Raw genomic sequence first — 15,193 nt, forward strand, 5'->3', positions numbered from 1 at the left:
GGCATCCAGTTCTTCAGTCTGTTGCAGGCGACGACGTACGCGCCGGAGCACGAATACGAGGCGGTCCCACTCGGACGAGCGTGTCCACTCTGTCCTGCTCCCCTGACCGCTACGTATCAGGAGAGATACCTCGAGATCGGCTGTGACGACCATCTCCTCCTCGAAATCTATATCCCTCCGAGCTGGATCGAGTCCCTTTCGGCCGACCAGTTCCTCGACCGTGTGAGGCTGCTCTTTCACCACTACATCGAGAAGATAGCGAAGGGTTCTGTCCACTCTGCTGGGGCGCACTCGGACACGGACTCCGAACCGACGAGGAGCCATACCCGATCCAGTACTACTACCCGTGCAGCCAGTGTGGTACCGAGCTTCGGTTGCTGCCGCCGCAGACGGTCATGCACAACCCCAGCGTGGAAGCGTTCTATCGAGAGCACGGGATCGAACTCCGTGAAACTCCCCCGTGGGAACTGTGCGAGACCTACGGCGAGATGCGAGTCGTCTCCGGGGACGAATCACGTGTGGAATTCGACCTCCGCCTCGGCGATGCCGTCGCTGTCTCGACTGTCGACGGCCGCGGAACTCTCCTCTCGTTCGAGCGAGAGAGTTGAGACGAGCGCACCGAAGCCTGCCCGCGCCACAGGACCCGTGACCCGATTCACACTCGCTGTGGTTCCTATTTTCGGAACCCTAGCAGTCGGAGGCCGTTCAACGACACGAGAACCGTCGACCCCTCGTGGCCGACCACGGCGAGCGGCAGCGGGATGCCCCGGAGGAGAATCGCCCCGACCATGAGTGCAATCGCGCCGAACGCGATTGCGAGGTTGACGACGAGCGTCCGTCGGGTCCTGCGTCCCAGTCCAAGGACGTAGGGGATCTTGCTGAGGTCGTCACCCATCAACACCACGTCGGCGGTCTCGAGCGCGACGTCGGTCCCTGCACCACCCATCGCGATACCGAGGCTCGCTGTTGCGAGGGCGGGGGCGTCATTGACGCCGTCGCCGACCATCGCCACGTTTTCGTGTCGGTTGACCAGCTCCTCGACAGTCGTCACCTTCTCCTCCGGGAGCAACTCGGCCTGCACCTCGTCGATGCCGACCTCGTCGGCGATCCGCTGTGCGACGCGCTCGTTGTCACCCGTGAGCATCACGATGTGTTCGACGCCGAGCGAGCGGATGTCGGCGATCATCTCGGCCGCACCTGGTCGGACCGTGTCGGTGAACGCGAGCCACCCCAGTACAGTGACACCGCCCTCGTCCTCCCGAGCGACGAGGACGCTCGTCTTACCCTCTGCTTCCAGCGATCGAAGCCGCTCTAATCCAGGTTCGAGGCCCTCGATTCGTGTGTCCTCCAGGACGGTCCGGAAGTAACTCCGGTTCCCGATGTGGATGGTCACCTCCTCGACTTCCGCCCGGACGCCTTTCCCGGCGACAGACTGGAAGCCCCGTGCGCTGGGCACCGTCAGCGAGCGTTCCTCTGCCGCCGTGACGGTCGCACGAGCGAGGTGATGTTCGGAGCGAGCCTGGACCGCGGCCGCGGTTGCGAGCAGTTCGTCCTCGGTCAGTGCACCGTCGCCCGCTGACGCTCGGACGAACGCGTCGGTCAACTGCGTATCACCCTGCGTGAGCGTCCCGGTCTTGTCGAAGGCGACGGCGTCGATTGTCGCTGCTGTCTCGACGTGCTCACCACCCTTGAACAGCACGCCCTGCCTGCCCCCGGAAGCGATCGCCGAGAGGACCGCCGCGGGCGTCGAGATGATGACCGCACAGGGCGAGGCGGCGACCATGAGCGTCATCGCCCGGTAGAACGTGCTGGTGAATTCGCTCCCGAGCGCGAGTGGAATCCCGATTGCGGCGATCGTGAGTGCGAAGACACCGAGGACGTAGGGCTGTTCGAGTCGGTCGATGAGTCGCTGTGTCGGGGCCTTCTCGCTCTGGGCCCGTTCGACCATGTGGATGAGGCGACTGATCGCCGATTCGTGGGCCTGCCGGGTGACCTCGATTTCGAGGCTCCCGCTCTCGTTTATCGTCCCGCCGAACACCTCGTCGCCGGGTTCCTTCGGCACGGGGACTGACTCGCCGGTGAGCGAGGACTGATCGACCGTTCCCTCGCCGGACGTGACGACGCCGTCGAGCGGGATCTTGTCCCCCGGGCGGACGACGAACACGTCACCGACTGCGACCTCGTCGATGGGAATGGTGACCTCTTCGCCGTCGCGAAGCACCTGCGCGTCGTCCGGCCGCATCTCGACGAGGGACTTGATCGCCCGGCGAGAACGGCCGATCGCGTAGTGCTGGAGCGTGTTCGACAGCGAGAACAGAAAGAGGAGCATCGCGCCCTCGAACGGCGCCCCGATCGACAGGGCACCCACCGCGGCGACGATCATCAGCAAGTCGATGTCAACAGCGCGGTGGCGGAGTGTCTCGATTGCGCCTTTGAGCCCGTACCAGCCGCCGAAGACGTACGCGCCGCCGTATCCAACCCACCCGAGCAGAGTCGGCCCGTCGAGCCACCCCGTCACGAGACCGGTGACCATTCCCAACAGTGTCAGGGCGACGAACACTGCCTCCCGTCTGAGTTCCGAGCGAGTGCTGACCTCGTCCGACTCCGTCTCGCCCTCGTCGTGCAGTGAGACGTTCCGGTCGCGGACCACCCGTCTGATCGTCTCCTCGTCAGTGACACGCTCGTCGTACGCGACCCGAACGCTTCCGGTTCTGAACGAGACCTCGACGTCGTGAACGCCAGGCGCCTGCTCCAACTGTCGTTCGAGCGAGCGTGCTCCCGCTTCGCCACGTCCCCCTCGACGTTCGATGGGGATCGTACACGTCGAGAGTGGGTCGGAATCAGTACTGGCCATTGGTTGCGTGCCTCCGGTTCGAGGGACTGTCGCGTCGCGTTGACGGCATCGACTCGCCGACCGGTGGCCTGTGGGTCCGGTCAGCCGAGCGAGCGACGACTGTCGCCGTCTCACAGCCCGGCCCAGAAGGAGTCATGCGATGACCGCCACCGGAATCTGTGCGCGGCGAGTGACCGTCTCCGCGACGCTCCCGAGTAACGCCCGGTCGAGTCCCGACCGACCGTGGCTACCGAGTACGATCTGATCGATGGCGTTGTCGTACCATTCGTGTGCGACCGCGAGCCCTCCGGCCTCCACGTCGATGACCGAATCCACCGGGTTGATGACGTAGATGGAGGTGAAGTTCGCATCCGGAACGGTCTCGAGCGCGTATCCGAGCGCACGCTCGGAGAGCTGAGAGCCGTCGAAGGCGACGAGCACGTTGTCGGGCATACGACTGAATTCGACAGAGCCAAAAATGAACGTACCGCTCCGAGCAGCGTCATATTGCAGCGTGGCATCCTCGAAATCAGTTCTCTGGGTGGGCCCTCATCAGAGCAGCGCAACCTGCACCACCGAGAGCGCGAGGATCGGGACGTGGAAGGAGGCGTGAGACACCATCGCGGCCTCAAGGCTGCGTCGCCAGTAGAGCCACCCGAACAGGATGCCGGCGACCGCGTTCAGGAGTACTGTTCGCGCGACCAGTGCGGGAGTGAGATCGACCGCCTGGGCGAGCGCGGGGAGGTGCCCCAGACCGAACAGGACGGCGGCGACGACGATCGCGGTCCACATGACGGCAGGTCGCGGACCATCCGTTCGGCGGCCGGTGACGCGCCACCCGACGAACGCGAGGAGCGACATGAGTCCGAAGCGGAGCATGAGCTCCTCTGTGATGCCGCCGTAGAGGAACCGGACGGGAGCGTACGCGAGGACGTCCAGCACGGTCGGTCTCGTCGCCCCGATGGCTGTCTGAGGAAGGTCCTGAGAAACGAACTGTATCAGCACCGCGTCGAGGAGGACGATCAGGACACCGCCGCCGAGACCGACGGCGACGGCGAGACCGATGTCGTCCCGGAGGTGACGCCAGATACCGTCGCCACCCTCTCTCCGGTCGATGACGTACGATTGGAGTCCAGCCCGGGGCGCAGCGTACGCACCGAGGAGGCACGCGACCACGAGGAGGAGCGTGGGGTTGACAGCGGAGACGACCGCGAGCAGCGGGAGCGACAGGCCGGCCGGGACGGCACTCGGCGGTGTGCTGAGGTAGATGTAGCTGACGAGCGCCACTATCCCGGGCAGGCCAAGCAGCAAGGCCGTACCGAACCGACGGGCAAACGTCGAGCGAGTCGCAGTCGGGGACATGGGTTCGTCGACACCCGGCGTCGAGAAAGCCGTTGTGCCACCACCGTCTTTCCCCGTCATTGACCCTCCGAACTGTGTTCGGCAGTCCACGTCCTTGCTGCACTGTCCTCGGTCTCGTACCCGAACTGGCCGCGGGTTGTGGCGAACAGCACAGCGACGATCACCCAGACAGCGACCGTCGTGACGGCGAGGACCGTCGTGGAATCGCCGGCGCTGATGACGTCGAGCGGGAGCGGGACGAGTGTGCTGTTGGCCGTGTTGAACCCGGCGTGTGCTAGATCGCGAGCAGTACACTCCCTGTCTCATTGTAGATCCAGGTCAGGATGAACGCGATCCCGACGATGTTGAGGATGCGGACCCCGATCGACGGTGCGAGGTCGACGAACTCCGCGAGTCCGTGGAAGGTCGTGGGTCCGGTCGCCAGCAGCGGGAGGTGCCAGAGTGCCCAGACGACGCCGAGAATAAGGGTCGCAGACACCGGTGAGTAGCGCTCCTCGAGTTTCGGGAGTGCGAACCCCCGCCAGCCCGGTTCCTCGTTGCCCCCACCCACGAGAGCGATGCTGACGAAGGAAACGAGGACGAGCGAGGCCCGGCCGGGAAGGAGTCCGGGATCGACAGACGTGCCCACGAGTTCGAGACCCACGCTCGTCAGTGCGACGAGTACGAGTGGGATGGTGAGTGCGGCGACGTACCACCGCGGCGCGACGCGCCAGTCGACGATCTGGCGTGCCCACGCCCGGACTGAATCGCTCCCAGCCCATACGACGACGAGGGCCGAAAGGGCTGGGCCGTACCCCCCAAGGATGAATCCGAGCGTCCGTATCGGCTCGGCCAGCCCGAGGACCGGACCGAGCCACGCCAGCCACGAGATGGCGTAGGCGAGCGCGAAAAACGTCGCGACTGGATGTGCGTCGACGAGCCTGCGAAGTTGTTGTCTCATGGTTCGATACGCCGGCGGTCGGTCGTTGGTTTTGGAATCATGTGTCTCGAATCGCCATTACAGGGGCAGAACCCCGAGCAGGGAGAGTTGCCAGGCGAACAGGAGTGCGAGCGCCGTCACCACTGAGTAATGCAGTCGGCCCAGGCGAGTCCAGAGACCGTCACGCCACGCGACCCCAGTCGCAACGACGGCACCGACCGTCCCAGCGAGTGCGACCCATCTGAGGGCCTTCCCAGCCTGGAGTGCCAGCGACGGCGAGGCGGCTTCGGCGTCGAAGTTGATCCAGGCCAAAAGGAAGATGACCAGCACTGCCAGCCAGAGCAAACTCACCACGCCGAGGAGCCAGCGGGCCGCTCGCTCGCGGTCGCTCGGGATGTCGCCCCCTCGCCACCGTCGCCACACCGGGCCACCGACCCAGAGCAACAAGACCGAGATGAAGGCGACGACTCCTGCGCCGAGGACGGTCTGGAGCACCGTGAGGCCCTCGTACCACGGGACGCGTTCGTACGTGGCCGGCCCGAAGGAGTGTCGGAACATATGGGTCGCGCGGCCGTCCTCGTCGAACTGGAAGACCAGCATGTCGCCCCCGCCGACCTCCTCGTATACGCCGGGCCGACGTTCGACCCACGTCTGTGTCCCTGCCCCGAGTCGGTTGGTAGTCAGATAGCCCTCGTCAGTCCCCCTGACGGTGTACGTCCGGGTCATCACGCCGAGGACGCGCTCCCAGGAGGATTCCGAGATGGTCAGCGAGCGGTAGTCACCCGACAGTTCTCGGGCTCGCTCGGCGGCTCCGTCTGGTGGTTCCACGTCTGGCGTATCCGACCGCGGGTAGTACCGATCGGTGAACGCGTCGAGGAGTTCGAACCGGGCAGGGCCACCACCGGGACTGTTGTAGACGACGAATATGCCGGTATCGCGCTCGGGGTACAGCGCGAGCAGGCTCTTGAACCGGGGCGTATCGCCCCAGTGGCCGACGATCGTCTCGTCGTTGCGGTCCATCTCGATGAAGCCGTAGGCCATTCCGTTGAGTTCCGGGACTGCCTCGGACTTCGTGAACTGTCGGCTGTGCATCTCACGGACCGTCTCTGCCTCGAGAGTGCGTTCCGAGCCATATTGCCCCTCGTTCAGGTGGGCGAGCATGAACTGCCCCATGTCGGCCGCCGTCGTGCGGAGCGATCCGCCCTCTGGCGGCAGTGTCCAGATCACCGGGTCGTGGGCCTGATACTCGCCGTTCTGGAAGGTATACCCGATGGCCCGCCGGGACTCAAGTCGGGCGGGAAGCGGTTGGGCGTACGTCGTGTCGTCCATCGCGAGGGGCGTGAAGATGCGGTCGTCGACCAGTTCGGTGAAGTTCGCCTCGTACTGCTCGGCGACTACGTGTCCAGCAAGGGCTGTTCCGTAGTTCGAGTATGCGACGAACTGGCCCGGCGGCCTGACGCGTGCAGGCCGGTGCTCGGCGAGAATTGTTTCCATCGGACGTATCTCCGCAGGGTCGTCCGTGACCATCCCCGCGAAGGTGTCCTCGAACCCAGCCGAGTGCGTCCCGAGGTGTTCCAGTGTGACTGGTTCGTCGTACGTGTCCGGGACCGTGACTGCGGAGTCGGTCAGGTAGTCGTTGACGTCGGTGTCGCGTTCGAGTCGATCGTCTTCGACGCCCTGCATCACTGCCGTCCACGTCACGAGTTTCCCGGTCGAGCCAACGCTGAAGACCGTCCTGTCGGCATCGACGGGTCGTTGCGATGCGAGGTCAGCGTCCCCGTAGCCCTTCGCGAGAACCACCTCGCCGTCGCTGACGATGACGACGGCTGCGCCCGGGACGTTGTATTCCTCCAGCTGGCGGGCCATCGTCTCGTCGAGCCACGCCTCGGTCTCCGTCCGGTCGGTCGGGTCGGCCTGATCGACCGGCGTGGACGCGGGGGTTTGCGGAGTCGAGGTCGCGGCGGTAGTCGGGGCGACTGTCGCGACGAGCGGCGTGCTCAGGAGTGTGACGACGAGTACGACCGTGCCGATGAGCTGTATTCGTCGGTCGAACATCCGACCTACCGAGTAGAGACAGTCGCGTGGTCGTTCTCCCCGAGCAGGTAGCCGCCGAAGGCGACCAACCAGAGCATCACGGGGTAGACGATCATCCGTTCGGTGCCGCCGTGCCCGATGGGGCCGAACGCGGCAGTATTCCCACCGTCACCGAGCGCCATCAACACGACGAAGACAAGTCCCAGCCCGCCAGCAAGCAGGGCCAGTGCCCGCATAATACCACTGAGGCGAGTCCCGCTCCCGATGGCCTGTACGTTGAAGAACACGAACGCGAGCAGTGCGGCGAGGCCGTGGAGGCCACCGGTGTCGAGCGGGAAGAGGCCGGCGCCGATCGCACCGACGCCGGCCAGCGCGAATATCGTCAGCAGCCATCGCTTCCCGTGGACGCGGTAGAAGAAGTAACCCCCCGCCAGATTCAGCACGCCGACCGCGACCAGCGAGACGTTGAACAGGAGTGCCGTCTCGGGGAACACGCCGAGATCACTGATGGCAGCCGCGCGGAAATCGTAGCCCGGGACCATCGCCGCCGCGAGCATGATGACGGTGATAAACTGTGCCGCGAGTGCGAAAGCAGACACCCGCCAGTGTTCCGGGTGCGATCGCTACCCCCCGAATCGAGATGACCGGTTCAGCCGTGGATTCGACTTGACTCATGTATTGTTCACCGTACTAGTGTTAGTTAAATAATACTATAAGTCGAGACGGCGCTTCCCACTGGGTGAGAACGAACAGCGGGCAATTCCAAAACGATGTGGCGTATCCCTCATCCAGACTCGTTCAGGAACGCGGAAAACGGTCAGTCAAATCTCGTCACGGTTTCGTCGTCGAGAACTCCAGGGCGTCTGCGTTCGACGAGGAAGAGCGTGTCCAGCAACTACATGCCGAGCCGACCTGCGCCTGGCGAGGCTGCAGTGTAGTCAGTCCGGACGATCCAAGCGGTCGGTGAAAGACTCACAGCACGTAGTTGATAAGGAACTAGAACACCGGATCCCGGAAGATCACGTGCCGTGGGCCAGTCGCCCTCTTGAGTAGTCCTCGACTGGTCAGTGGAGCGCTGGCAAAACAAGAATCATGACGACGTTGATGACGCCGTGGGTGAGCATACAGGCCACCACGTTGCGTGACCAGACGTAGACACCCACGATGACGAGCGTGAAGACTGCTTGCGGGATTGCCCCGACGATCCCAGGCGGGGAAGTGGACGGCGAGGAACACGGTTCCACTGACGACAGCACCGATCCACACGTTGCCTGTCACCTCGGTCAGGCGTTCGATGGGATAGCCACGCCAGAGAATCTCTTCTGTGACGACGGCTGTCACGACGATCACCAGTTGCACTGGCAGCGAAAGCCGGCGTGAAGATGTTCGGTGATTCGCTCCGACTCGACATCGCTGAGAATGGGATTCACGTCGCTACCATCGAACCGGGGGCAGTCGACACGGAACTGCTCGAACACATCCCCGACGAGGAACTGCAGTCGAACGTCAAGGGCTACGTCGGGTCGATGGACGCGCTGGCACCCGAGGACATCGCTCGGACGATCACGTTCGTGGTGACTCAACCCCCACGTGTCGACATCAACGAAGTGCTGATTCGTCCTCTCGACCAGGTTCAGCCGTAACGTCGGGTCGTATGAGTCCGTCTTATCGAGATTCGACGGGCGAAGGAACACCTTCTAGCCTTGAGGTTGGCACAGATACACTCATAAATACGCTTTCCTGATAGCACCGGACCTAACTTGTCAGTCAACCAACTACAGAGCAGATACAACGCATGGACATCACTGACGGTTGTTCGAGACCATCTATCGACGGCCCCGACGAGTACTTCACAGGAAACACCCGAATCGACCCCTTGTTCGACTCGCAAGGAGAGGCTCGGGCAGCAGCGGCGAGCGTCACGTTCGAACCGGGGGCTCGGACCGCTTGGCACACCCATCCGCTCGGTCAGCGGCTAATCGTAACGAGTGGCTGTGGTCTCGTGCAACGCGAAGGCGGCGAAATAGAGCGGATTCGAGCGGGGGACGTGGTCTGGTTCCCACCCGGAGAGAAACACTGGCACGGTGCGACACCGGAGACCGCGATGGCCCACATCGCTATCCAGGAAGAGCGAGACGGGACCGCCGTCAACTGGCTAGATCACGTCACCGACGAGGAGTACGATCCCGGGTTGGATACCTGACCCCTGAAGCTACAAATCCGTCCGAGCGGGGTCCAGCAGAAACCTCTGGGCGACAGGCGTCCTGTGTCCAGCTCAGGTCTAATCGCGTTTAGAACTCTGTGAGCGCCGATATTAATTTAGAATAATTTCAGTAGTGTGAGTGAATATCGCCCGGGCATTACCGGGCGAGAATCTACTAATAGCCTCGGTGGGAGTGGAAATAGCTTAGAAGAAAACGAGTAGCGGTCGGAGTATGCTGAATTCCGAGTTAGTCGGACATTCCACGCGTTCAGGGGGATACTAAGCGAAGTTCTTAGTCAGTTCAGATTCGGAATCTCACTTCGATCTCGTCTGGACCGTTGACAGAGATCCCGTCGGCTGTCTCAGTCGTCTGATACTGACTATTTCCGATTCGCTCTTTGAGTTCGTTAAGTGCCGCTGGGTCAGGAAGGACCACCTCGAACCAGGACAACCCTCTGCCGTCGATGGGCTCGGTTCGGTGGTGCCACGTGTTCGCTGCGATGTGGTGGTGGTAGCCACCAGCACCGACGAAGAGTGCGGCTGGCGCTTCTGTTTGGATTTCGAATCCGAGGATGTCCCCGTAGAAGTCACCGAACGCCTTCAGCGAGGATACTTCGAGGTGAACGTGTCCCACATCTGTTCCAGCAGGGAATCCTGTGTCACCTTCGGCAGCGGCTTCCACCGGGTCGAGATTGAGAGGATACGTACCCATCCGGATGCGTCCGTTGTCGGCCCGAGGCCAGTCTCTACGGGGGAAGTCCCGGTAGATTTCGATGCCGTTTCCCTCTGGGTCGGTCAGGTACAGCGCTTCGCTGACGCCGTGGTCAGACGCGCCGCCGAGCTGCCAGTGGTCTCGAATCCGAGATAACGCGTCACCCAACGCCGCACGCGAGGGGACTCTGAACGCATTGTGAAACAGTCCCGCTCCCGACCGGTGCCGGCCGAGCGCATCTTCATCACTCTCCAAGACGAGGAGCGGTGTATCCTCGACACCCAGAACGGAACTGGTGTCGGACTGACGAAGCACGCTGAGCCCAACGACATCCCGGTAGAATCCTGTCAGCTCTTCGAGGTCGTTGACGCGAAGCGCGGTCCGACCGATGTGCGCCTCTTGGGGGAGTACGTCTGCATTTGGTTGGGTGGTCATGGATGCCATCTCAGAGTCCGATGTTGAATGCGTACGGCCATGCGATACTACTGAATGCTGCAAAGACGAGCGCAGCGCCGAAGAGTGTCGCGTTCTTCAGGAAGTTCGTCATCTCCGCCTGCCGCTGTTCCGGGTCGTCGACCGTCCAGAAATCGTGCATGAACGGCGTCACCCCGAGGAAGAACAGGGCAATCACCGCTGCACCGACTATTGGGTAGACGCCAAGCGCGATGGCGAGCCCGCCCACGATGAGCATAAGACCAGACACGATGACAGCGAGTCTCGGGGCGGGGACGCCCTTGGCCTCGGCGTAGCCGCTCATCCCGTCGAGGCCAGTGAAGTGTCCAAGGCCCATGAATCCGAGCAGGACGCCGAAGACGACGCGACCCACCAGAAAGGCGAGCCCACCAGCTGCAGTCTCCAGCGCCATTAGGCTACCACCTCGGACTGGCTACCGGTCAGCTGGACGATCTGGCCCCTCACACCCTCGTTCGAGAGCAGGTGAACCACTTCATCGACGATGGCTTCGGGGGCCGTCCACTCCGAGAAGTCGGCGTCGGGCATCGCTTCGCGGTTCCCCGGAACGTCGATGAGGAACGGGGCAATCGCGTTGACGCGTGCATCGAGTTCGACATCGAGTGATTCGGCCAACGTACGGACCGCCCCCTTGCCGACATCGTACGCGAGCGTACCACCGACAGGGTCGATGGCGCGGTCGGAGCTGAACAGGACGACACTGCTCTGCTCGTCGAGATGGCCCGCGAAGGCCTTGACGGTCAGGAACGCCGTCGTCGCGTGGCGATTAAGTGCGGCTTGGAAGGCATCGGCGTCGGTGTCGCTGACGCCGCCCATCGAGAACCCGCCCGCGAGTCCGACAATATGATCAACCGCTCCGTGTTCGTCGGCAACGGTTTCTGCGAAGGCTTCGACAGTGCCTGATCGGTCAGATCGACCTGGTAGTACGATACTGCATCGGCGTTCTCAGCGCGGGTCCCGATGTCATCTCTTGCCGTGTCGGTGACGTAGGTACCGATGACGTTTGCTCCACTATCGATGAGCGAATCGGTCACGTACGGGCCCATGTTCCCGGTTGCACCGGTCACGAGTACCGTCGAGTTTTGTAGTTCCATTACATTACCTAGTTTGCTCCCAAACCTATATATAATTCAGGCAACAATAGAGTGACCAAGTAATGGCGACCCAACCACCATCGACTGAAACTGACGAAGACTCCGAAGTCGAACGACGAAATGCGGACCTCTGCAACGTTGTCGGGGCGATCGAGGAAATGGGGGCGAAGTGGAAAGCTCATCGTCCTCAACGACCTGCGAGACGGCGAAAAGCGATTCAACGAACTCAAACGTTCAACCGGAGCGAGCTCCTACACGCTCTCGCGTGTGCTCGACGACCTGAAGGAACAGGGTTTCGTCGAGAACCGCAAGGAGTTGGAGTCACCAGTCGCCAGCTACTACACGCTGACTGAGAAAGGAAACGACCTCTGCCCTGTGTTCGATGCATTAGACAACTGGGGCGCGGACTGGCTCGAATAGACTGAATCGAAACGTGCGAATCGCCGAATTAGTCACTGTCCACTCTGTACGACCGTTGAGAGAACGCGTAACAAAGACGCGTCGTGTGTACAGCACGGACAAGTAAACCGTCAGACCACGATTCACCGGCAGACCTCATTCCTGGTCGGTCAGAATCGGCTGGAACCCGGAAGATACAGCGAGAAACCGGCTCACTATGGATAATCTGTCTCAACAACAGCCCGCAGCTGAACTCAATTATATTATTCACAAATAATTTAATAGCATACTCGAAATGTACGCCCGGAACACTACCGGGCGAGAAACTACTAGTAGGCTCTGTGAATGTGTTATTCACTACTAAACGGCCTCTACCCTCTGCTGTGAAATCGGTGGCGCCCACGGATCGAAGTCTCCAACGTGTTTGTCGTGTAATGACTGCTGGAGCGCTACCCGTATCAGTCTGTGTTCGGCCGCTAAGTGGTAATATTTCGCAATGTACCGATAGCCAAAACGAATAGTTCACGCCGAAGTGGATTAGATAGTATCCCACCTCAGAATTATTGCTGTAATCCAGGTCACAGATGTAGCGACGAAAAGGATCACTGTAATCGTGAGTAATCTGTCCAACTTCGGCTGGGTTTCCGGTACGCCAGGATACAAGCCAAAGAAGTAGAATGCTGTTATCAGCAGGGAGAAGAGAAATACGGCGGTGACCATCGTAGCATAGGGATGCTTGTTGAAGACGGTTCGTGGATCCATCGCTCGTTTGGAGTCCTCACCGGTATCAAATTGGGGAAGTGATATTAATCGTTCGCCTGAGAGTTACCCGTCGGCCAATCCTATATTCACATCGACTTATCACAGTCATCACAACAGTTTGTAACCGGTAGCAATCCGACCATAGAGCTCGTCGGTCGGTAACCACCTAGCTGGTGTGGCTTTGAGCGTCGCGGTATCGCTGCTAGCTCGCCACTGTCACTGGATTATACTCCCCAAAAGAATACGATGCCGACTGTCGTGAGGACAGTCAGGATCAATTGTAATGGTCCACCGACGCGTGCGAAATCCGTGAATTTGTACCCGCCTGGTCCGTAGACCATCAGGTTCGTCTGGTAGCCGACGGGGGTCAGGAGTGGTGTGCTGGCCGCGAAGGTTACAGCCATTGCGAACGCGAAGGGATTGGCCCCGAGTTGGCCGGCGACCTCGACCCCGATTGGCAACAGCAATACGACGCTGGCGGAGTTACTGACCATCTCTGTGATGACCGCGGTCCCAAGGTAGAACAGCCCCAGGACCACAATCACGGGAAAGAGGTCACTGACGGAAACGACGAGGTCGGCGATGAGATCCGCAGTTCCCGATGCCTCAACTGCGATGCCAAGCGGGATGACACCCGCCACCATGAAGATCACTTCCCAGTCGATCGCTTCGTATGCGTCCTCGGGTGTGAGGATGCCCGTGAAGAACATCGCGGCAACGCCCGTCAACGCACTCGTCATAAGGCCGAGGACGTCGAGTGCCGCGAGGCCGAGGGCGCCAGCGAGGATTCCCAGCGCGATGGGGATCTTCGATCGGTCGAAATCCTCCCATCTGTCCTCGCCTGCGATGGCGACATTCGTGTCTCGCGCGATGCGATCGAGTACTTGATCGGGTGCCTGGACGAGAATAACGTCGCCGGCCTGCAACCGGACCTCTCGGAGACGCTGGCGGATCACTTCGTCGCCGCGCCGGATCGCTAGAACTGTCACGTCGTAGTCGCGCTCGAAGTCTGCGACACCGCTGCGCCGACTTGACCAGGGCCCGGGCAACAGCACGACTTCGGTGAGTTCGATCTCCTCGTCGGGAGCCTCTTCATCCGTCTCGTCGTCGTCCTCCTCTGTGTCTTCGCTAGACGTCTCATCCCCGGCGAGAGAGTCGCTGCGCTCCGCCTCGGGCGGCTCCCAGCCGTGACGCCGTGGCGAGAAGCCGGGCGGGAGGGACGCATCGTCCTCCGTGGCCGCCTCAATGAGCTCCGGTAACAGCTGCAGGTGGCCCTGTTCGATGACCTCTTGGAGAGTTTCCTGGTCGGCCCTGACGGAGAGGACGTCGCCGGCCTGGATTCGTTCCGATCCGAGCCCGCGGGAGAGCGTCCGGTTGCCACGGACGATCTGAAACACGTCGAGATCGAGGTCCCGCTCGCTCAGTTCCCCGACCCGGGAACCGACGAGCGGCGAGTCCTCCATGACGACGACATCAGTGAGGTAGTCGGTCATACCGAACGCGTCGGTGGGCGAGCCCGCCGGCTCGATCCGTGCCGGAGTGAGGTATCGACCGACGGTGAGCAGGTACACGATCCCCACGAGCAAGACGATAGCGCCGAGCTGCGTGAACTCGAGGAGCGCGAACGGTTCCGCATCGGGACCACCCACCTGGACCCACACCTCGCTCGCCAGGAGGTTCGTTATCGTCCCGACGACGGTGAGCATGCCGCCGAGCATCGAGGCGAACGACAGTGGTATCAGGAGCTTCGAGGGCGACGTCTTCGTTTGCCGAGCAAGGTTCATTATCGCCGGTATCAACACGGCGACGACCGAGACGTTGCTGACGACCCCGCCCGGCGGCCCGGAGAGTGTGACCGTGGCGAGCAACTGCCGGAACTCGTTATCCCCGGCGAACGCGATTAGTTTCCGGGTAAGGATCTGAATAACGCCGGTCCGTCGGACGCCTTCGCTCAGGACGAACATCGCCAGTACGGTGAGAGTCGCGGGGTTCGAGAACCCCGAGACGCCCTGCTCGGGTGACACACCTGTCCACTCGCCAAGGAGGACGAGTGCGACGACGAGGCCGACCGCGGTGGCGTCGATCGGAACCGGCTGGGTAACGAAGAGGACGAAGACGATAGCGATGATCGACAGTACGACGACTACGTCGAACGAGATCGGAAGCTGCACGGGGAGTTGCTGTAGAGGGACTATTGTTCCATGAAATAAGAAAAAAGAGAGGACCCATCTTTTCGCCTTCTCCGGGGGTTGTTCGACTGATCACATAGAATTTGTGTTGTATGCAGCACGGATACCCAAACCTGACAGATGTGAGCCCTCCCGCCAGCCCTCATCCCTGGCTCGTCCTCATCGACAATTTCCGAAATCCGGCGAAAAAGAGGGGCCAATACGGAAGAACCTGA

Annotated in this window: 15 protein-coding genes and 2 pseudogenes; 4 read left to right on the forward strand and 13 right to left on the reverse strand. The window is 61.8% G+C overall.

The annotated features are described in order from the left end of the window. The first annotated feature begins 182 nt into the window (after positions 1-182). Positions 183-608 (forward strand): DUF7351 domain-containing protein, encoded by a 426-nt coding sequence (locus P1N55_RS20100; protein WP_455429085.1) that lies wholly within the window; start codon positions 183-185, stop codon positions 606-608. A 65-nt stretch (positions 609-673) separates the two neighbouring features. On the opposite strand, the gene P1N55_RS02400 is transcribed toward P1N55_RS20100, so the two are convergent. The 7 genes from P1N55_RS02400 to P1N55_RS19880 all read right to left on the reverse strand — a co-directional run bounded on the left by P1N55_RS02400 (position 674) and on the right by P1N55_RS19880 (position 8,507). After that, a complete protein-coding gene (locus tag P1N55_RS02400; protein WP_276277427.1) occupies positions 674-2,854 on the reverse strand; it encodes a heavy metal translocating P-type ATPase in 2,181 nt (726 codons plus the stop codon). A 132-nt stretch (positions 2,855-2,986) separates the two neighbouring features. Further along, complete coding sequence (locus P1N55_RS02405; protein ID WP_276277428.1) at positions 2,987-3,286, reverse strand: universal stress protein; 300 nt, start codon at positions 3,284-3,286, stop codon at positions 2,987-2,989. Positions 3,287-3,385: 99 nt separating this feature from the next. Continuing rightward, a complete protein-coding gene (locus P1N55_RS02410; RefSeq protein WP_276277429.1) occupies positions 3,386-4,195 on the reverse strand; it encodes a CPBP family intramembrane glutamic endopeptidase in 810 nt (269 codons plus the stop codon). Positions 4,196-4,469: 274 nt separating this feature from the next. Next, entirely contained in the window at positions 4,470-5,135 is a 666-nt protein-coding gene (locus P1N55_RS02415; RefSeq protein ID WP_276277430.1) for a type II CAAX endopeptidase family protein, read from the reverse strand. Positions 5,136-5,192: 57 nt separating this feature from the next. Further along, positions 5,193-7,169, reverse strand: a complete 1,977-nt coding sequence (locus P1N55_RS02420) for a serine hydrolase domain-containing protein (protein ID WP_276277431.1) — start codon at positions 7,167-7,169, stop codon at positions 5,193-5,195. 5 nt (positions 7,170-7,174) lie between these two features. Further along, positions 7,175-7,747 carry a DUF998 domain-containing protein gene (locus P1N55_RS02425; RefSeq protein ID WP_276277432.1) on the reverse strand — a complete coding sequence of 191 codons (573 nt, stop codon included), beginning with the start codon at positions 7,745-7,747 and terminating at the stop codon, positions 7,175-7,177. Between the two features lie 397 nt (positions 7,748-8,144). Next, positions 8,145-8,507 carry a CPBP family intramembrane glutamic endopeptidase gene (locus tag P1N55_RS19880; RefSeq protein WP_407067189.1) on the reverse strand — a complete coding sequence of 121 codons (363 nt, stop codon included), beginning with the start codon at positions 8,505-8,507 and terminating at the stop codon, positions 8,145-8,147. Between the two features lie 2 nt (positions 8,508-8,509). On the opposite strand from P1N55_RS19880, the pseudogene P1N55_RS02430 reads away from it, so the two are divergent. Both P1N55_RS02430 and P1N55_RS02435 read left to right on the forward strand, forming a co-directional pair. Then, a pseudogene (locus P1N55_RS02430) lies at positions 8,510-8,791 on the forward strand (SDR family oxidoreductase); the annotation flags it as partial. Positions 8,792-8,943: 152 nt separating this feature from the next. Continuing rightward, positions 8,944-9,351, forward strand: a complete 408-nt coding sequence (locus P1N55_RS02435; RefSeq protein WP_276277433.1) for a (R)-mandelonitrile lyase — start codon at positions 8,944-8,946, stop codon at positions 9,349-9,351. 301 nt (positions 9,352-9,652) lie between these two features. On the opposite strand, the gene P1N55_RS02440 is transcribed toward P1N55_RS02435, so the two are convergent. The 4 genes from P1N55_RS02440 to P1N55_RS19560 are packed head-to-tail and all read right to left on the reverse strand — an operon-like array spanning position 9,653 to position 11,628. Next, a complete protein-coding gene (locus tag P1N55_RS02440; RefSeq protein WP_276277434.1) occupies positions 9,653-10,498 on the reverse strand; it encodes a VOC family protein in 846 nt (281 codons plus the stop codon). Between the two features lie 10 nt (positions 10,499-10,508). After that, a complete protein-coding gene (locus tag P1N55_RS02445) occupies positions 10,509-10,928 on the reverse strand; it encodes a DoxX family protein (RefSeq protein ID WP_276277435.1) in 420 nt (139 codons plus the stop codon). Beyond that, positions 10,928-11,377 (reverse strand): SDR family oxidoreductase, encoded by a 450-nt coding sequence (locus P1N55_RS02450; RefSeq protein ID WP_276278664.1) that lies wholly within the window; start codon positions 11,375-11,377, stop codon positions 10,928-10,930. Before P1N55_RS02450 ends, P1N55_RS02445 begins: the two co-directional genes overlap by 1 nt. Continuing rightward, complete coding sequence (locus P1N55_RS19560) at positions 11,275-11,628, reverse strand: NAD-dependent epimerase/dehydratase family protein (protein WP_346429991.1); 354 nt, start codon at positions 11,626-11,628, stop codon at positions 11,275-11,277. Before P1N55_RS19560 ends, P1N55_RS02450 begins: the two co-directional genes overlap by 103 nt. A gap of 62 nt (positions 11,629-11,690) precedes the next feature. Between P1N55_RS19560 and P1N55_RS02455 the strand changes: the two are divergent. Then, positions 11,691-12,048: pseudogene (locus tag P1N55_RS02455) on the forward strand (winged helix-turn-helix transcriptional regulator). A 516-nt stretch (positions 12,049-12,564) separates the two neighbouring features. On the opposite strand, the gene P1N55_RS02460 reads toward P1N55_RS02455, so the two are convergent. Further along, entirely contained in the window at positions 12,565-12,789 is a 225-nt protein-coding gene (locus P1N55_RS02460; RefSeq protein ID WP_276277436.1) for a hypothetical protein, read from the reverse strand. 224 nt (positions 12,790-13,013) lie between these two features. After that, positions 13,014-14,960 (reverse strand): SLC13 family permease, encoded by a 1,947-nt coding sequence (locus P1N55_RS02465; RefSeq protein WP_407067190.1) that lies wholly within the window; start codon positions 14,958-14,960, stop codon positions 13,014-13,016. Positions 14,961-15,193 lie beyond the last annotated feature (233 nt).

The organism is Haloarcula regularis (assembly GCF_029338315.1).
Classification (GTDB): domain Archaea; phylum Halobacteriota; class Halobacteria; order Halobacteriales; family Haloarculaceae; genus Haloarcula; species Haloarcula regularis.